The organism is Streptomyces sp. NPDC102270 (assembly GCF_044766405.1).
Lineage (GTDB): Bacteria > Actinomycetota > Actinomycetes > Streptomycetales > Streptomycetaceae > Streptomyces.
This window is the reverse complement of the sequence record NZ_JBIWLX010000013.1, coordinates 147,555-163,996: the sequence shown is the minus strand read 5'-3', so window position 1 is coordinate 163,996 and position 16,442 is coordinate 147,555. Positions and strand designations below refer to the sequence as shown.

Below are 16,442 nucleotides of genomic sequence, written 5' to 3'. Positions count from 1 at the left end.
GACTCCGACCTGGCCATGGTCCAAGCAGCCCACGTCGCCGGACTATTCGAACGCTCCTTCCCTCAAGTCGCCGTACACGTGGCCCCGATGAAGGCGGCGGGTGATCTGCACCAGGGTCCCCTCGCGGAGGTCGGCGGCAAGGTCGCCTGGGTACGCGAGCTGGACCGGGCGCTGGCCGCCGCAGGCGTCGATGTCACCGTCTCGTGTGCCAAAGACCGCCCCGGGCCCCATGAGCGCGGCACCGACACCACCATCGGCGCCGTCCTGCCCCGCGAAGACGCCCGGGACGCCCTCGTCCTCCCGGCCGGACAGCCCGACGCCACCCTGGACGACCTCCTCGCCGGAAGCATCCTCGGCACCAGCGCGCCCCGCCGCATCGCTCAACTCCGCACCCGCTACCCCCACCTCACCATCCAGCCGGTGCGCGGCAATCTGATCCCCAGACTCGCCCGCCTCGACTCCGGCGAAGGTGACAAGCCCCTCGACGCCCTCGTGGTCTCCTATGCCGGACTGTGCCGGGTGTCCCGGGCGGACCGTGCTACACAGCTCATCCCGGCCTCGGTGCTGGCCCCGGCCACCGGCGCGGGCACGCTCGTGTCGAGCAGCGAAGCGGCGACACCATCGCCGCCCACCTCCTCGACGCCATCAACGACCCCGCGACCGCCCGGCTGCTGGCCGTCGAGCGTGGCGTCCTCGCCCAGCTCAAAGGGACCTGCCAGACCGCCTGCTCAGTCCACGCCCACTACACCGACAAACCCCACCGGATCAGAGTCGACGCTGCCGTCTTCCACCCCTCCCACGGCGACGCGATCCGCGTCGCAGCCACCGGACCGGCCGACGACCTCGGCGGCCTCGTGGAGAACGTCACCCAGCTGCTGCACGGCGAAGGTGTCGAACGGCTCCTGCCGCGCTGACCCGTGCCGCCCCGGTCGCCAGCGCGAGCCCAACACGGACGAGACACCGCACGGCGACGCCGTAACAGCCATACCTACGAGGGGAGTTCGCAGACGTGCCGCACAGATCCGGACCCAACGCCCCAGGAAGCCTGTGGCGAGACAGAGACTTCCGGCACTATGCCGTCGCCCAGGGCATCAGCGTTACCGGGAGCGGCGTGACCACGATCGCGCTGTCCGTCTTGGCCGTCGTCGAACTGCACGCCTCCACCTTCAACGTCGCGCTGATCGCCTTCGCCTCCAAACTCCCACCCTGCTGCTGTCCCTTCACGCCGGGGTCCTGGCCGACCGCCGACGCAAACGTCCCCTGATCATCACCTGCGATCTGCTCTGCGCCGCTGTCCTCCTGACCCTTCCCACCGCACAGCTTCTCGCCCGCATCACCCTGATCCATCTCTACGCGGTCGCCTTCACGGTGGCCGCCCTGCAGGTCATCGGCAGTAACGCGTCCATCAGCTTCCTGCCCTCCCTCCTCGGCCCGGGCCGAATCAAGGACGGCAACTCCAAGATGGGCGCCGGCAACTCCCTGGCCGACCTCATCGGCACCAACTCCGGTGGCGCCCTCGTGACCGTGCTCGGCGCCGCCCGCGCCGTCACCGTTGATGCCGCTTCTTACCTGGCGAGCGCCCTGCTCCTGTGGCGCATCAGGCACCACGAAGAGCCGCCGCCACCCCGAAAGGCCGGCATCAGCCAATGGGCCGAGATCCGCGAGGGCCTCAACTACACCCTGCGCAGCCCTGTCGTGCGGTCCATCGTGCTGTCCAACACGGCCACCTCCTTCGTCCTGGCCGCCAGTAGCGCCCTCTGGTCGCTGTACCTGCTGCGCGAGCTGCACTGGAGCCCGACAGCTCTCGGCAACGTCATGGGCGCCGGCGGTGCCGGCGGCATCCTCGGCGCCCTCGTCTGGCAGCCCCTGGAACGACGCTGGGGCCCAGGCCCGGTGATGCTCGGAGCGCTCTCCCTCAACCCACTCGCCCAAATCCCTCTGGTTCTCGTCGGACCCGGACTTGGCGGGCAGATCGCCATCGGTATCGGCATGGTCATCCAAACCGGCGCTGCGGTGTGCCACGGCGGACTCCAGAGGGCGGTCCGCCAGGAACTCGCCCCCGACGAACTCCAAGGACGGGCCCAGGCAACCGGAGCGTGGCTCGCCTTCAGCCTGCGACCCTTCGCCGCCCTCGCCGCTGGCGGCCTCGGCACGTGGCTAGGGCTCCACCTCACACTCACGCTCATCACCGCGGCCCTGGTCATCCCGTTCCTTGTGCTTTGGAATTCACCCGTGCGGGACCTGGGCACGGTCGCCCCCGCTTCCCTGACTGTTGCCGAGGAGCCCGCGAACCCGTGACGATCAACAACCCGGCCACGTACTGGGATCCGCTGTGGACATCAGGGCGCCGCTACCGCCGCCTCAGTCTCGAAGAGCAGCAGCTGACCGGCCAGTTCCTCGGCGCCGGCCACGGCCGGCCCGCGCTCGACTTCGGCTGCGGCGACGGTGTCCTTGCCCGGTATCTGCATGGTGACCTGGGATACCGCACCACAGCGATCGACTGTTCCTCCGCCGCGCTGAAGGTCGCCCAGGCCGAGCAGGACACGTCCGGCGGTCCGCATTTTCAGCGGCTGGACTTCGAGACCGAGGACATCCGAGCGTTGCCGGAGGCGGGCTACGCCGCCGTCACCTGCCGCTTGGTGTTCGCCTTCATCAAGGACAAGGCGGCCTTCCTCGCCCGCGTCCGATACCTTCTCCCACCCGGCGGGACGTTCTGGGTCGTCACCCCGCTCGCTGAACGCCTCCCGGACGAACGGAAATCCATCGGGATCAGCCCGCAGCACGCCGAATTGCTGACAGCGTCCTGGTCCTCGGTCCACAGCGAAGATCTGGACACGCTGCGCTGCTACGCGTTGCGCCCCTGAACCGGTCACCGGTCTCTGGTCCCGGAGCTCTGTTGTCCACTCAGGTCAGGACTTCCCGCAGGAGGGTCAACAAGCCCTCCGTGTCGGTCAGATCAGGGACGACGGCGTCGGCCCCGGCGGTGCGGAGTTCTGCCACCGAGTGGATCCCGGAGGCGACGGCGATGCAGTGTGCCTGGGCGTCATGCGCGGCGCGCACATCGCGGGGCGTGTCCCCGATCAGGACGGTCGGCGAGACGAGTGGGATGCCGTGGGCGGCATGGATACGGGCACGGGCGGCGTCGACGAGACGCGCTCGATCGTCGCTGTCCTCGCCGTACCCGCCAACAGCCATGTCGAGCAGGCCATCAAGCCCGAACGCACGCAGCTTGACGTGGGCATTGGCCGAAATGTTGCCGGTAAGGACCGAGGAACAGATAGCTGGGTCCGCCGCGAGTGCCTTCAACGCGTCCTCGACACCGGGCAGAACATGACCCCGCCGGCGCAGATCCGCCTCGCGGCAACGGCCGGCTTCCTCCAGTGCCTGCTGCGCCCGCTCCCAGTCAGGAACCGGCAAACCGTGCCGGATGAACATCTCCCGCATGATCGCACGGTCCGTACGCCCCTCCGTGGGAGCAGGCAACTCGGCCTCCCGCCCAGCTAGTGCCTTGAAGGCGCTGGCGTAGATCTCCTTGCTCACACCGGAGTTTTCCACAAGGGTGTGGTCCACGTCCCACAACACAATTCGCTGCACGGGACCAGGGTAGGCAGCGTGAACTACCTGTTAAAAGTGACCTTGTGGGACGTCCTGGCGTCCCGCAAGATCTTGCCGCGTCCCAGGACGTCCTGCGAGGATGCGATAGTGAACGAGCGGTTGCGTACGGTGATGCTCCAGCGGCAGATCACCCCAGAGGAGCTCGCGGCCTCGTGCCAAGTTGATGTCAAGACGGTGGAGCGCTGGATCAGCATCGGCCGGCAGCCACTCCGTCGGCACCAATGGGCGGTTGCGAAGCATCTCGGTGTGGACATGTCGTACCTGTGGCCGCCCGAGGAGGACGAGGCGCAGGGGCAGCCGACCGAGCAGACCGAACTGGTCGCTGCCTTTCCGAACCGCGCGAGCTTCCCGCAGAAGTCCTGGGTCCGCCTCCTGAAGACCGCTCAGGAACACATCGACGTACTGGTGTTCAGCGGCACGTTCTTCGCGCAGACCAACCCGCGCGTTGCGGCGATGCTCGCCGAGCGCTCCGACGCCGGAGTTCAGGTCCGCCTCTGTTTCGGTGACCCATCGGGCAAGGCGGTCGCCGTCAGGGACGAGGAAGAAGGCATCGGCGGCACCCTCTCAGCAAAGATCAGGGCGTCCCTCACCTACTACCGCAAGCTGATCGGCACGCCCGGGTGCGAGGTGCGCCTCCACGACACCACCCTCTACAACAGCCTCTTCCGCTTCGATGACGTGCTCCTGGTCAACCCGCACGTCTGGGGGCAGCCCGCCAGCGCAAACCCCCTGTTCGAGCTGCGACGCCTGGAGGAAGACGGCTGGTTCGACCACTACGCCGGCAGCTTCGACGCGGTCTGGGAGACTGCAAAACCCTGGTCACCCGAGTCCATGTGAGGAGCGCGGCCCGCGATGGGACGTACGGAGTACTGGTACGACGTGAACGCACCGAAGCCGAACACGTTGATTCCGGCGTGCAACATGCTGGTAGTCCGGGAGGCGGACGGGGCGATCCTCCTGCAGCGGCGTCGCGACACGGGGCAGTGGGCTCTGCCCGGGGGAGCCATGGACATAGGGGAATCCCCGTCGCAGTGCGCAGTCCGGGAATGCAAGGAAGAGACCGGAATCGACGCCGAACCCACCGGGCTCCTCGGCGTGTATTCGGTCCCTGAGCATGTGGTGGCCTACACGGACGGGGAGATCCGGCAGGCGTACGAGGTCACCGTGATCGGCCGGCCGGTCGGAGGCGAGCCCACCATCAACGACGAGGCCGATGGCGTCCGCTGGATCCTGCCTGGCGAACTGGACTCCTACGACATCCACCACTCCATGCGAAAGCAGATCGCCCACTACCTGGACGGGATGTTTCCTCACGTCGACTGAGCGCCGTACCCTCCCTTACCGCTCTGCCAAGATCAGCCGGGCCTCAACTCTGTGTACAGCAGCTCGGAGATCTTCATCGGCTCGGCGGATGAATCGGCCGACGATGCTGTCGCGGTCATACCGAGTGAGGATCTCCGCCAGCCGGGCATCCACGGTGGTGGAGGTGCCGTCCGGGGTGGTGGTCATATCGCAGTACACGAGAGCATCCACCAGCTCGGCGTGGTCGGGGATCGGGAACTCGGCCTCCAGCTCTTCGCGCAGCCCGCGCTCTTCCGCCTCCAACAGCGCGTACGAGTGGTTGGCGACCAGCCGTTCCAGGCGCTCGTCCGCGGCTGAACGGTCGCGCAGGTAGCGGGCGCCGTCCAGCGGATGGAACCCCGTCGTGGCCAGTGACGGCGTGTAACCAATGTCGTGCAGCATCGCCGCGGCCCACAGTAGTTCCGCATCGTCGCCCAGGATTCCCGTCAGGGACTGCGCCTTTGCGGCGACGCCCTGAGAGTGTGCCCAGCGACGAGGCAGGGGCTCGGCGAGGAGGGACCTGGCCAGGTCGCGGGCCCAAACGGTGAGATCCATGCTCGGCAGACTATGACGTAGGGCGCGGGGGCCGAGCGGTGATCGGCCGGACGTCCCAGGACGTCTTCCGTTCTGATCCCCCGCCGGGCGGACGTCAGGTGGGGAAGGGCCGTCGGGCCGTCCGGCTGACCGTGCGGCGCCCCACGCATGTTCCGCCCGGGCCTGGCGCGGCCGATAGGGTGTCCGGGCCCGGCCGCCGTCTCGGTGACGGGTCCGCGTCCGGTGAGAGGACCCCGCAGTGAGCCAGCACCGTTCCGCCCGTGCGGCGGTGTTCTCGGCCGGGTCTTGGGGTACCGCAGTCGCCAAGATCCTGGCCGACGCCGGTACCGACGTCACCGTGCACGCCCGCAGAGACGAGATCGCCGATGCGATCAACACGGTTCACCGCAATCCCGGCTACTTCCCGGATGTAGAGCTGCCCGCTTCCCTGACGGCTACGATCGATCCGGCCGCCGCGCTTCGCGGCGCGGACTACCTTGTGCTGTCCATCCCCGCGCAGTCCCTGCGGACCAACCTCGCCGCGTGGACGACGCACATCGGGCCCGACACCGTGATCGTGTCGCTGATGAAGGGCATCGAACTGGGCAGCGGGCAACGGGCGAGCCAGGTCATCACCGAGGTGACCGGCGTGAACGCGAACCGGGTCGCAGTGCTGTCGGGCCCGAACCTCGCCCGCGAGATCATGGACGGCCAGCCCGCCGCTGCCACCGTCGCCTGCCCCGACGAGGACGCCGCCCGTCGCTTCCAGCAGGTATGCCACACCACCTACTTCCGGCCCTACACCAGCACCGACGTGACCGGCTGCGAGTTGGGCGGCGCCGTGAAGAACGTCATCGCCCTGGCGGTCGGCATCGCCTCAGGCATGGGCCTGGGCGACAACGCCTCGGCGATGCTCATCACGCGCGGGCTGGCAGAGACCACCCGGCTCGCTGTGGCCATGGGCGCCCACCCGGCCACCCTCGCCGGTCTGGCCGGCCTCGGCGACCTAGTGGCTACCTGCTCGTCTCCGCTTTCCCGTAACCGCACCTTCGGCACCCACCTCGGCCACGGCCTGAGCGTCGAACAGGCGACGTCCGCCACCCGGCAGACCACCGAAGGCGTCAAATCCGCCGAGGCGGTTCTCGCCCTCGCTCATGCCCACGGCGTTGAGATGCCGATCACGGAAGTGATCTCTGCCCTGCTGCGCGAGAAGGTCACCCTCGACGAGGCCGCCGCCGCGCTGATGCAGCGGCCCCCCAAGCCCGAGCGCTGACCCCCGGTGCCCGGTCACGGGGCCACCCCCTCACTTTGACCCCCCACCCGGAGGCACCTGCCCATGCACGTGTCCGCTGTCCAGATCGCCATCGCCGCTGCCCCCAACCTCTCGTCCGCAGCTATGTGATCGCGGAGGCACCGGGCACCATCGAGCGGATGGAACCCGGTGGTGGCCAGCGAGGGTGTGTAGCCGATGTCGTGCAGCATTGCTGCCGCCCGGAGCTGTTCTACATCCCCGCCCAAGATCCCTCCGAGCGACTGAGCCTTGGCGGCAGGGTGGTGATCAGTCAACTTCCCAGGAAGTCCGGCGCGCGTTCCACTCGGCGTGCCGGAGGATGCCTGGTACGGCTTCAGCTCATGGCAGACGAGAAAGAGCCCCAATGGACTGGAAGCTCCTCCGGGATCATGTCAACGTACAACGACCCGGAAAAACACCAGGTCAACGAACGGATGTGGGCTTCCTAGGCAAACCGGCAGACGGTCGCCCCCCAGTCCGCAGCCCGCGCCGCTCGGTCCCGTGACCGAGCGCAGCCCCAAGGAGGTCCACCTGCCGAATCCCGCAATCCGATCTGCCCCCTTCACTGCCCTCATCCTCATGGCGCTCAGCGCCGCGAACGCGTGGGCCGCCCAGGTGACGGAGGACTATGCCGCCCTGTCTACAGGGTTTTGTCTCTGCATCTGCGCGGCGACAGGTCTGTTCGGTGAGGACCTGCTATAACGCGGCTACCACCGCGACCGAGAGGTCTTCGCCTGCATCGCGGTACATCCCGGCGCCGCAACTCGCCACACTGCCCATGCCGTTGACGCCTCCGAGTGCGTCGTGGCACGCAACCTCGAACGCTGCACCGGCGACCGGCTGCTGGAGCTTGTCGCGGATGGTGCGACCCCCGCTCTCCACTCGTACCGCTTGGCCTCCTGAGCGAGGCGGAGAAAGGGGTGAGGGGCAGCTCTCGTAGCGCAGAGCGATATATAGCAGACGATCCCCGGTTACCGAAACCGGGGATCGTGCGGAGCATTAATGGTGTTCGCACCCGGCTGTGCTTGGCGGTGGAGCCGTGGCGGACGCAGTGGGCAGCGCCGCATAAGACGCAAGGAGGTATGCGCGGCCCCCGCCCGCTGCTGCCCTGAATCCGCAGCGCCTGATAGCTGAATGCCAGCGGTGCCTCCGCCGAGTCGGCGTGGGTCCTCAGTGCTGTTGGTTCCGCTCTGTCGCCCCCGCGCGCTCCTTCGCAAGGAACACCCGCCATGTGCCGATCCGCGATACCCCCTGCCCATTTTCGCCCCGGGCTGGCAGACCCGTGTGCCCCGCTCGCCACCCCCGCGTCCATCCGCAATCGCGAGGTGGCCTCATGGCGGTAGCGGTTCGACCTGGGCAAAAGCTGACGGTTGACGAGGTCTGCGCCGAGCTGCAGATCGCCAAGTCGACCTTCTATGACTGGCGGCAGAAGGAGCGTGGACCGCGCTGCATTCGGCTTCCCAACGGCTCACTCCGGATACGGCGCGGCGATTTCGAAAACTGGCTTACTGATTGTGAGGATCGTCTTTGATAGACAGTACGTTTGACGTCCGGGTCTACAGCATCGAGCGGCGCGAGCGAGCCAACGGGTACACCTATAAGGTAGTTTGGAAGGTCGGTGCCAAGAAGCACAGCAAGACCTACAGCACCAAAGCACTTGCGGATGCTCGCCGCTCGGATCTGCTGACTGCGGTCAAGCGTGGTGATCCCTTCAGCCTCGAAACTGGACTGCCGATCTCGCACTCCAGCAAGGCGGCGGAGACCAACTGGTACGACTTTGCTCTTGACTTCGTCGATAAGACATGGCCTCACTCCTCGGGTAATACTCGAAAGAATCTCGCCAAGGCGATGACCACAGCAACTGTCGCCCTTCTCCGGACTACGCCGCAGTTCGAGGCGGTCTTCGTTCGCACGGCACTGCGCGAGTGGGCCTTCAATACCAAGCGGCGGACCAACCCGGATGAGCCCATCCCTGATGACGTCCGAGTCGTCCTCGACTGGGTTCGGCGGAACACCCTGCCGATGTCTGCCTGGGAGAAGACCGAGAAGGTCGACGCAGTCGTCACCGCACTAGGAACGCTACTGGACGGCACCGCAGCCGCAGCCAGCTCCGTCACCCGAAACCGGCGGATCATGAACCTGGCAATGGAGTACGCCGTGTGACACGGCATCCTCCGGTCGAACCCGCTCCCGAAAGGGAAGGGCAAGGGGGAGGGCGGTGGTGCTCCCAAGGTGGCCCAGGCCATCGACAAGCGCTCGCTGCTGAATCGGGAGCAGGTAGCGGCTCTCTTGGACTGGATCGGCCGCCGCCCGCGCCACGCAGCTGTCTACCAGGCGTTCTTCGCCACGCTCTGCTACGCCGGCCTCCGCCCCGAGGAAGCCGTTGCCCTACGCGTAGCTGACGCTTACCTCCCGGAGCCTGGCGCCGTGGACGAAGACGGCGAACCGGTCTGGGGGGAGTTCGTGGTGCGCGAGGCCCAGCCGGAGGTCGGCAGTCAATGGACCGATACGGGGGACCCGCACGAACAGCGGTACCTGAAGGGTCGAGCTGACGGAGACACGCGCACCGTGCCAATCCACCCCGATCTTGTCGCCCTGCTGCGGACGGTCGTCGAGCGTCACAAGCTGGGGCCGGCCGACTTGCTCTTCCCGGGGGAGCGGAAGGGGGGCATGCTGGCGGGGTCCGTCTTCCGACGACTCTGGGACAAGGCGCGCAAGGCAGTCCTTGCGCCGTACGAGTACGAGTCTCCGGCTGGCAGACGGGTGTACGACTGCCGTCATATCTGTCTGACCGCGTGGCTGAATGAAGGTATCCCCCCGGCCCAGGTAGCTGAGTGGGCGGGCAACAGCGTGCCGGTCCTGCTCGCGATCTACGCCCGGTGCATCGGCGGTCGACAATCCGACTACTTGAAACGGATTGTCGGCATCCGCTACGTATCGGCAGCATGAAGTGATCCGGGCCCCACCACGGTGGGGCCCGGACCACTTTCTGTATGTCGGGGCGGGTTCTCGTGGAAGGGCTGGAGGGGCGGGATTCTGGGGGACGCATGGGGGACGCATGGGGGACGGCCAGCCGTAGAGACCCGGTTTCAGCCAGTGCTAGCCGGACTCCGGCGCCTTTCGGGCCATCGGTTTGCACGGTAGCCGGAGGCCGCGTAAACACACCCTGAACTGGGGAAACGCGGCCTCGTCGGTGGTAAGCCGGTGGCGCCCCCGGCAGGACTCGAACCTGCGGCCAAGCGCTTAGAAGAAGCCTGCTCTATTCCGGCGTTTGGCTCGTTCAGATCGACCGCTCGGTGGCTGGGCGTCAGCGATTTTGGGTCGGCATGGTGATTCGCTCACGGCAGACGCATTGAGCCCGGAAGGGACTGGAATTGCGCGGCGAAGCAAGTGAACCTAGAGCAGCTCACGGAAGATCGTCTGCGTGGTCGGCGGAACATAGCACGGGATCGCCGGTTACCCAAACCGGCGATCCTCCGGACTATTGGAGAGGTTCGGTCGCCGTGCGATTCACAGGCGGTGCCCGGACTGCCGTGCCTACCCCCAGCCCTCACCCCAAGGAGCTCACACATGGCCGCAGTTGTTGGCGCCGAGACGTTTCATCTGACCGATCGGCAGTGCTTTTCGATCCTGGACTGGGCCGCCGAGCAGCCGCAGAACGGTCTCGTACTGCGGGCCTTCCTGGCGTCCATCGCCCTCGCGGCGCTGCAGCCGAAGGAAGCCCTGGTGCTGCGTGTCCGAGACGTGGAACTCGCGGACGACGGCAGTGGTTGGCTGCTGATCCACCCTCAGGGACAAGAGCGCCGCGAGACAGATTCGGAGCGCGCGGGCGCCGAACGGCGTGTTCCCGCCTGCCGGGAGTTGGTGGCGCTCCTGAAGGCGGAGATCACCCGGCGCGACCTCCGCCCCGATGACGCGATATTCGTTCTCGACGACGGGCGACCGCTGACCGCCCCGGTCTACCGGAAGATCTGGCAGCAAGCGCGGGCGGCGGTTCTGGAAGCGCACGAGGCCGACTCGTCGCTCGGCAGGAATATCTCCGCTCTGCGTGACGCGTGCATCGCAGCGTGGCTGAAGAACGGTGACCAAAGCGCGGCGCACATCTTCGTGGTGGCCGAGTGCGCCGGAATGAGCGCTCCTCGCCTCGCCGAACGCTTCGCGCACTGCCTTCGTAAGCCGACACGGGATGAAATCCCTTGGGACCGGCTCGAAGCTGCCCTCGCCCTTCCTGTCCTGTCGAGTGAGCCGGCCCCGACCGTCGTGCGCCGTCCGTAGCGCTGTTCCGCGTTGCGGATCGTCTGCGATTCCCTTCCTGCCGCATGACAAGGCGACGGGTGGGCGGAATTGGATTTCCGCCCACCCGGACTCACTCCGCCCCTACCTCACAGAGAACCACCGATGCCTGGACGATCTTCGCTTGCCGCTACCGCTTCCTCCGGCGCCACATCCGCCGCCTTCCTGACCGTGAAGGACGCCGCCGACTATCTCGGCCTCTCGCCCCACACGCTCTACGTCTGGCGCCACCGTCGCCAGGGACCCCCGAGCTTCCGTATGGGACCCCGCGGTCGCGTCATGTACCGGCTCGAAGCGCTCGACGCCTGGGTCCGCGAACAGGAACAGGCCGACTCCCGCTCCAACCCGGCCCTCAACCCGCTCAACGCCCCTCTGCAGGAGCGGTCGAGCCGCTTCCTCAGCGCCTGAAAAACCCAAGCGCCGTAGAGCGTTGCCTCCATCCCCATCACCAAGGAGTTCCACCTGGCCGGCTACATAGAAGACCGATGGCTGAAGAAGCGCCCCAACCCGAAGACCGGCAAACGTGACCGTACCGCCATGTACGGCAAGTGCACCCGCTATCGCGTCAAGGGCATCCCCGGTGTCAAGGACCGTTCCTTCGACGCCCTCCAGGACGCCAAGACCTGGCTCGCCCAGGCTCAGACCGACGCTCGCCGTGGCGAGTTCGTCGATCCGCGCGATGGGGCCATCTCCCTCAAGGACTACATCGCGACCCACTGGTGGCCCACCCAGAGCGGTGACCCGTCCACGATCGAACGGATCGAGCAGAGGGTACGCCGGCACATCGTTCCCCACCTGGGCGCTCAGCCGCTCAACGCTATCGGCACAGAAGTCCTGCGCCACTGGAAGAAGCGGCTGGAGAAGGACCTCGGTCCGACCTCGATCCGTCTCGTTTGGGCGACGCTCTCCAGCATCCTCCAGGCCGCCGTCGAGGACCGTCGCCTCGGACGCAATCCATGTCGGTCCAGCACGGTTGGCCCTCCGGCCGCCACACCCGGCAGGGTCGAGGCATGGCCACCCGAACGGGTGCTGGCGGTACAGGCGGCCCTGCCCGACCGCTACCAGCTCCTCCTTGTGATCGGAGCGGGCCTTGGGCTCCGGCAGGGGGAGGCGCTCGGGCTTGCCCTGGAGGACATCGACTTCGCCAAGGAAGTCGTCCACGTCCGGCGGCAGATCAAGATGGTGCGGGCGAGGCTGTGTTTCGCCCTCCCCAAGGGCCGCAAGGTACGGGACGTGCCGCTGCCATCCAGCGTGGCTCGGGCCATCCAGCAACACACGGAGCAGTTCGCGCCGATCCCGGTCACGCTGCCTTGGGACGACCCGACTCCTGCCGAGACGGCGGTGGAAGCCAAACACCGGCGGCCGAGGACCTACAGCCTTTTGGTGACAGGACGCGAACGGAAGGCCATCAACCGGAACTACTTCAACTCCTACGTGTGGAAGCCCGCTCTGGCTGAGGCCGGCGTGATCGCTCCGCTGGAGGAGGGCAACACAAACGGCGCTCGCGTGTGGGAGCCATCCCGGGAGCACGGCTTCCACGCCCTGCGCCACTTCTACGCCTCCGAGGAACTGGAGGCTGGCGAATCGGTCGTCTCCCTGGCACGCTGGCTGGGGCACTCCGACCCCGGGTTCACGCTGCGGAAGTACTCCCACTTCCTGCCCCGCGCCGGTGCACGAGGCAGCGCCGCCATCGACGCGGTCTTCGCGTAGCCACGGCCGGTCGGCAGAGCCTCTGGAGCGCGGCTCGTAGCCCACCGCGGGCTCAAAGTCCCAGAGAAGTCCCAGAGATGCCGCCGCACCCCTCTTTGACCCGCTAAGTAGCAGGTCAGACGGGGTGCGGCGGCATCCTCACATCAAATGTCCCGGAAGATCTCGATCTGCGCTCCCACCGAGTTGAGCCGCTCGGCCAGGTCCTCGTAACCGCGGTTGATGACATAGACGTTGCGCAGCACGGACGTGCCGTCGGCCGCCATCATCGCCAGCAGGACGACCACGGCGGGGCGCAGGGCCGGTGGGCACATCATTTCGGCGGCCCGCCAGCGGGTCGGTCCCTCGACCAGCACCCGGTGCGGGTCGAGGAGTTGGAGGCGTCCGCCCAGCCGGTTCAGATCCGTCAGATAGATGGCACGGTTGTCGTAGACCCAGTCGTGGATGAGGGTCTGGCCCTGTGCGACCGCGGCGATGGCCGCGAAGAACGGGACGTTGTCGATGTTCAGGCCGGGGAACGGCATCGGGTGGATCTTGTCGATCGGCGCCTCCAGTTTGGAGGGGCGGACCGTGAGGTCGACCAGGCGGGTGCGGCCGTTGTCGGCGAAGTACTCCGGCGTACGGTCGTGGTCGAGCCCCATCTCCTCCAGCACCGCGAGCTCGATCTCCAGGAACTCGATCGGCACCCGGCGCACCGTCAGCTCCGACTCCGTCACCACCGCCGCGGCCAGCAGGCTCATCGCCTCGACCGGGTCCTCGGAGGGGGAGTAGTCGACGTCCACGTCGATGTGCGGCACGCCGTGCACGGTCAGGGTGGTGGTGCCGACGCCCTCGACCTTGACCCCCAGGGTCTCCAGGAAGAAGCAGAGGTCCTGGACCATGTAGTTGGAGGAGGCGTTGCGGATGACGGTGACGCCGTCGTGGCGGGCGGCCGCGAGCAGCGCGTTCTCCGTCACGGTGTCGCCGCGTTCGGTCAGTACGATCGGACGGTCGGGGCGGACCGCCCGGTCGACCCGGGCGTGGTACTGGCCCTCGGTCGCCGCGACGTCCAGACCGAACCGGCGCAGCGCGATCATGTGCGGCTCGATGGTCCGGGTGCCGAGGTCGCAGCCGCCGGCGTAGGGCAGCCTGAAGCTGTCCATGCGGTGCAGCAGCGGGCCCAGGAACATGATGATCGAGCGGGTGCGGACGGCGGCCTCGGCATCGATGGCGTCCATGTCCAGCTCGGCCGGCGGCACGAGTTCGAGGTCGACGCCGCCGTTGATCCATCGGGTGCGTACCCCGATGGAGCTCAGCACCTCCAGAAGGCGGTAGACCTCCTCGATGCGGGCGACCCTGCGTAGCACCGTGCGCCCCCTGTTCAGGAGCGAGGCGCACAGCAGGGCCACGCACGCGTTCTTGCTCGTCTTGACGTCGATCGCGCCGGACAGCCGACGGCCGCCGACCACCCGCAGATGCATCGGGCCCGCGTAGCCCAGAGAGACGATTTCGCTGTCGAGTGCTTCACCGATACGGGCGATCATCTCAAGGCTGATGTTTTGATTGCCGCGCTCGATGCGATTGACGGCGCTCTGACTGGTGCCGAGCGCCTCGGCAAGCTGCGACTGTGTCCAGCCCCGGTGCTGCCGGGCGTCACGGATGAGCCTGCCGATACGTACGAGGTAGTCGTCTGCCATGGGGTTGAGGCTATCTCAGATATGAGATGGCGCATTCCCGAGGGGACCGTTCGAGGGAGAGGCCCGGGCGGACCTGAGGCAACGTCAGTGACGCTTGGCGGTACGGGTCCTACGCCATCCGAAAGGTCCGGGCAAATCAACCGATGTCGTACGACGTCCCGTGCTGCTGTGCGTGTGCTTCGGTCCGTGGCTTCCGCCACCGGTCGTGATGGACCAGGAGCGTCGGTTGATGTTCAGCCGCACCCCGGGAAGAATCCGGAAACTCTTGCGGAACGTGAGCGGCATGGGGGCCTCCCGTTGAAGGTCGGTCGCGTGCTTTCGATGCCGTTCGAATACCCCGGCTCGGCGAAGTGATGGGTACCGGGTTCCCATCGGCCTGCTGTTACGGGGGAGTTGGGCAGTCGAACGTGTCTGCCGAGGCCGAACATGCCCAGGCGCCGGCCTGTCGCGTGCTGCGGAGCGAGGGTGAGTGACACCTCTGAGCCGGCGGCGGAGTGTCACGGCTCGCCGGTGTTCGGTGTTCGGTGTTCGGTGTCGGCGCCGGTGTGCATGTGCCCGAGAGGGGCCGGTGTGGGATGGTCACGGTGAGCGGCAGGTGAGGGCGGTCTCGCAGAGGGATCCGGCGAGCGTCGCCGGAACGTCGGCGGCCGGAACGGCCGGTCTCCGCTCGGTCCGGCGTGAGGGTCGCGGGGACTTGGCTGTGTCGAACTTCGTCCGCACCATCGGCAGCCGTCGACACCCCACCATCCGGCCCGCGGGAAAGCGCGACAGCAGCCTCCGGAAGAGATGGCTGGGGCACCCGAGAAGGGCGGAGGTGCGGTCGCCGATGCCCCGTACGGGCGGGGTCGCCCCGGTTCCGCCGGGACATCGCAGCGATGTCCTTTGACAGTGAAGTTAGTCGCTCGGTTGGCGCTGACCTGCGGCGACTGAGTTGGATGGCAAACGATCATGGTGGGGCATCGTGAGCACCTTCACCAGTTCTCGGTGCCAGGGGTCGACGGCGAGCAGGTCATGGCAGAACTTCCACCGCAACGTGCTGCCCGGTTGGCAAGGGGAATCCCCCCACCAAGGCGGAGGCGGGATTCCCGGTCCAGAAGGGGCGGGGGGCTCCGGCTCCCGGGCATTTCCTGCTCGCGGTGCCCATCATTCCCCGATGCGAGCTTGTGGTGGGACGGTCGCTGAGGTGACTTGGGTTAGTCAGCCTGCTGTCGGGCCCTGCGGAACCTCCGCCCGCATGAACCCGTGGCTCCGCTCCACTTTCGCCACATGCAGTGTGTAGCTCTGGTACCACTCGGATCGCCCGCGCTTCTGCGCCGCGCGGTGCTCGGTGTTGCTTCGCCACTCCGTGAGGGCGTCGGCGTCGCGGAAGTACCCGACGGTGATGCCCAGCCCGCCAGGAGTCTGCGCGTGGTCCATCCCCAGGAACCCGGGGACGTCCTTCACCAGGTCCTCCATGCGTGCGTTGGTCTCGCTGTAGCCGCTCTGGTCCTGGGCTCGCACCGTAGTGAAGACAGCCACGTAGTAAGGGGGTTCAAAGGCCTCGACGGGCGTGACAGGCGCTTCGGGATGATTGCTCATGTCGCCACTCTACGGACGTGGGCGGGTGCGGAAATAGACGTTGATCGAGGAGTAGGACACGGAGATGTCGTGGTCGTCCATGAGCCGGGTCCAGACCTCTCTGAGGTCGAGGTGTTCGGCGAGCATGGTGTCGATCAGGGCTCGGGTGGAGTCGTTGATCGCGGGTGCGGGCCGTTTGGCCGGCAGTCCTGTCTTGGGGCCGCTCCTGGGCTTGTAGGTGCTCGGTGCGGGCATGTCCAGGATGGTGCGTATGGTCCGGGGCGGGAGGTTGTGGCGTCTGGACAGGTCACGGATGGTCGCGTTCCCGGACTGGGCGGTCTCGTGGATGCGAAGTGCCAGTTCAGGGCGGTCGGTCAAGGGGATGGCTAGCGGGTAACGGACGTTCGGCTTGGTGCGTCGTCGTGGCG

General features: G+C 67.2%; 19 protein-coding genes and 2 pseudogenes. 13 read left to right on the top strand and 8 right to left on the bottom strand.

All coding sequences use genetic code 11. The features are described from left to right. Nucleotides 1-15: 15 nt before the first annotated feature. Nucleotides 16-537: pseudogene (locus ACIRP7_RS27535) on the top strand (hydroxymethylbilane synthase); the annotation flags it as partial. Then, nucleotides 513-914, top strand: a complete 402-nt coding sequence (locus tag ACIRP7_RS27530; protein WP_403664998.1) for a hypothetical protein — start codon at nt 513-515, stop codon at nt 912-914. The pseudogene ACIRP7_RS27535 and the gene ACIRP7_RS27530, both read left to right, overlap by 25 nt. 157 nt (nt 915-1,071) lie before the next feature. On the opposite strand, the gene ACIRP7_RS27525 is transcribed toward ACIRP7_RS27530, so the two are convergent. Continuing rightward, a complete protein-coding gene (locus ACIRP7_RS27525; protein ID WP_403664996.1) occupies nt 1,072-1,347 on the bottom strand; it encodes a hypothetical protein in 276 nt (91 codons plus the stop codon). Here ACIRP7_RS27525 and ACIRP7_RS27520 point away from each other — a divergent pair. Then, on the top strand, nt 1,234-2,298 hold the full coding sequence (locus ACIRP7_RS27520) for an MFS transporter (protein WP_403664976.1): 1,065 nt from the start codon (nt 1,234-1,236) through the stop codon (nt 2,296-2,298). The two genes, ACIRP7_RS27525 and ACIRP7_RS27520, sit on opposite strands and share 114 nt — an antisense overlap. Continuing rightward, entirely contained in the window at nt 2,295-2,864 is a 570-nt protein-coding gene (locus ACIRP7_RS27515; RefSeq protein ID WP_403664667.1) for a class I SAM-dependent methyltransferase, read from the top strand. Before ACIRP7_RS27520 ends, ACIRP7_RS27515 begins: the two co-directional genes overlap by 4 nt. Before the next feature lie 40 nt (nt 2,865-2,904). Here ACIRP7_RS27515 and ACIRP7_RS27510 read toward each other — a convergent pair whose 3' ends face one another. Next, nucleotides 2,905-3,594 carry an HAD family hydrolase gene (locus tag ACIRP7_RS27510; RefSeq protein ID WP_403664665.1) on the bottom strand — a complete coding sequence of 230 codons (690 nt, stop codon included), beginning with the start codon at nt 3,592-3,594 and terminating at the stop codon, nt 2,905-2,907. Between the two features lie 108 nt (nt 3,595-3,702). On the opposite strand from ACIRP7_RS27510, the gene ACIRP7_RS27505 reads away from it, so the two are divergent. Then, the gene (locus ACIRP7_RS27505; protein ID WP_403664663.1) at nt 3,703-4,452 is read left to right on the top strand and encodes an XRE family transcriptional regulator; all 750 of its coding nucleotides are present in this window, start codon (nt 3,703-3,705) and stop codon (nt 4,450-4,452) included. 15 nt (nt 4,453-4,467) lie between these two features. Further along, nucleotides 4,468-4,938, top strand: coding sequence for an NUDIX domain-containing protein (locus ACIRP7_RS27500; protein ID WP_391272551.1), 471 nt, complete (start codon nt 4,468-4,470; stop codon nt 4,936-4,938). A gap of 15 nt (nt 4,939-4,953) precedes the next feature. Here the strand turns inward: ACIRP7_RS27500 and ACIRP7_RS27495 are convergent, their stop codons facing one another. Beyond that, nucleotides 4,954-5,511, bottom strand: coding sequence for an HD domain-containing protein (locus ACIRP7_RS27495; protein WP_403664661.1), 558 nt, complete (start codon nt 5,509-5,511; stop codon nt 4,954-4,956). Nucleotides 5,512-5,749: 238 nt separating this feature from the next. Here ACIRP7_RS27495 and ACIRP7_RS27490 point away from each other — a divergent pair, with 238 nt between their 5' ends. Beyond that, nucleotides 5,750-6,763 carry an NAD(P)H-dependent glycerol-3-phosphate dehydrogenase gene (locus ACIRP7_RS27490; RefSeq protein ID WP_403664659.1) on the top strand — a complete coding sequence of 338 codons (1,014 nt, stop codon included), beginning with the start codon at nt 5,750-5,752 and terminating at the stop codon, nt 6,761-6,763. A gap of 104 nt (nt 6,764-6,867) precedes the next feature. On the opposite strand, the pseudogene ACIRP7_RS27485 reads toward ACIRP7_RS27490, so the two are convergent. Then, nucleotides 6,868-7,038 (bottom strand): annotated as a pseudogene (locus ACIRP7_RS27485) (HD domain-containing protein); the annotation flags it as partial. Nucleotides 7,039-8,114: 1,076 nt separating this feature from the next. Between ACIRP7_RS27485 and ACIRP7_RS27480 the strand changes: the two are divergent. The 6 genes from ACIRP7_RS27480 to ACIRP7_RS27455 all read left to right on the top strand — a co-directional run bounded on the left by ACIRP7_RS27480 (nt 8,115) and on the right by ACIRP7_RS27455 (nt 12,784). After that, entirely contained in the window at nt 8,115-8,312 is a 198-nt protein-coding gene (locus tag ACIRP7_RS27480) for a helix-turn-helix transcriptional regulator (protein ID WP_403664657.1), read from the top strand. Continuing rightward, entirely contained in the window at nt 8,309-8,944 is a 636-nt protein-coding gene (locus ACIRP7_RS27475) for a hypothetical protein (protein WP_403664655.1), read from the top strand. The genes ACIRP7_RS27480 and ACIRP7_RS27475 overlap by 4 nt, the downstream gene beginning before the upstream one ends. A gap of 69 nt (nt 8,945-9,013) precedes the next feature. Next, nucleotides 9,014-9,730, top strand: a complete 717-nt coding sequence (locus tag ACIRP7_RS27470; protein WP_403664652.1) for a tyrosine-type recombinase/integrase — start codon at nt 9,014-9,016, stop codon at nt 9,728-9,730. A gap of 621 nt (nt 9,731-10,351) precedes the next feature. Continuing rightward, nucleotides 10,352-11,056 carry a hypothetical protein gene (locus ACIRP7_RS27465; protein ID WP_403664650.1) on the top strand — a complete coding sequence of 235 codons (705 nt, stop codon included), beginning with the start codon at nt 10,352-10,354 and terminating at the stop codon, nt 11,054-11,056. Nucleotides 11,057-11,179: 123 nt separating this feature from the next. Beyond that, nucleotides 11,180-11,482, top strand: a complete 303-nt coding sequence (locus tag ACIRP7_RS27460; protein WP_403664648.1) for a helix-turn-helix transcriptional regulator — start codon at nt 11,180-11,182, stop codon at nt 11,480-11,482. Between the two features lie 81 nt (nt 11,483-11,563). Beyond that, entirely contained in the window at nt 11,564-12,784 is a 1,221-nt protein-coding gene (locus ACIRP7_RS27455; protein ID WP_403664974.1) for a tyrosine-type recombinase/integrase, read from the top strand. 143 nt (nt 12,785-12,927) lie between these two features. Here the strand turns inward: ACIRP7_RS27455 and ACIRP7_RS27450 are convergent, their stop codons facing one another. The 4 genes from ACIRP7_RS27450 to ACIRP7_RS27435 all read right to left on the bottom strand — a co-directional run bounded on the left by ACIRP7_RS27450 (nt 12,928) and on the right by ACIRP7_RS27435 (nt 16,269). Then, nucleotides 12,928-14,457, bottom strand: a complete 1,530-nt coding sequence (locus tag ACIRP7_RS27450; protein WP_403664646.1) for a helix-turn-helix domain-containing protein — start codon at nt 14,455-14,457, stop codon at nt 12,928-12,930. 84 nt (nt 14,458-14,541) lie between these two features. Next, complete coding sequence (locus ACIRP7_RS27445; protein WP_123763654.1) at nt 14,542-14,742, bottom strand: DUF4236 domain-containing protein; 201 nt, start codon at nt 14,740-14,742, stop codon at nt 14,542-14,544. Between the two features lie 912 nt (nt 14,743-15,654). Further along, entirely contained in the window at nt 15,655-16,035 is a 381-nt protein-coding gene (locus ACIRP7_RS27440) for an antibiotic biosynthesis monooxygenase family protein (protein WP_403664644.1), read from the bottom strand. A gap of 9 nt (nt 16,036-16,044) precedes the next feature. After that, nucleotides 16,045-16,269 carry a hypothetical protein gene (locus tag ACIRP7_RS27435; protein WP_403664642.1) on the bottom strand — a complete coding sequence of 75 codons (225 nt, stop codon included), beginning with the start codon at nt 16,267-16,269 and terminating at the stop codon, nt 16,045-16,047. Nucleotides 16,270-16,442: the final 173 nt, after the last annotated feature.

What these genes read in the sequence shown, in the direction of transcription:
- ACIRP7_RS27525 (WP_403664996.1), bottom strand. Translation starts at nt 1,347, where the DNA reads ATGGATCAGGGTGATGCGGGCGAGAAGCTGTGCGGTGGGAAGGGTCAG.
- ACIRP7_RS27500 (WP_391272551.1), top strand. Translation starts at nt 4,468, where the DNA reads ATGGGACGTACGGAGTACTGGTACGACGTGAACGCACCGAAGCCGAAC.
- ACIRP7_RS27495 (WP_403664661.1), bottom strand. Translation starts at nt 5,511, where the DNA reads ATGGATCTCACCGTTTGGGCCCGCGACCTGGCCAGGTCCCTCCTCGCC.
- ACIRP7_RS27480 (WP_403664657.1), top strand. Translation starts at nt 8,115, where the DNA reads ATGGCGGTAGCGGTTCGACCTGGGCAAAAGCTGACGGTTGACGAGGTC.
- ACIRP7_RS27465 (WP_403664650.1), top strand. Translation starts at nt 10,352, where the DNA reads ATGGCCGCAGTTGTTGGCGCCGAGACGTTTCATCTGACCGATCGGCAG.
- ACIRP7_RS27460 (WP_403664648.1), top strand. Translation starts at nt 11,180, where the DNA reads ATGCCTGGACGATCTTCGCTTGCCGCTACCGCTTCCTCCGGCGCCACA.
- ACIRP7_RS27450 (WP_403664646.1), bottom strand. Translation starts at nt 14,457, where the DNA reads ATGGCAGACGACTACCTCGTACGTATCGGCAGGCTCATCCGTGACGCC.
- ACIRP7_RS27445 (WP_123763654.1), bottom strand. Translation starts at nt 14,742, where the DNA reads ATGCCGCTCACGTTCCGCAAGAGTTTCCGGATTCTTCCCGGGGTGCGG.
- ACIRP7_RS27440 (WP_403664644.1), bottom strand. Translation starts at nt 16,035, where the DNA reads ATGAGCAATCATCCCGAAGCGCCTGTCACGCCCGTCGAGGCCTTTGAA.
- ACIRP7_RS27435 (WP_403664642.1), bottom strand. Translation starts at nt 16,269, where the DNA reads ATGCCCGCACCGAGCACCTACAAGCCCAGGAGCGGCCCCAAGACAGGA.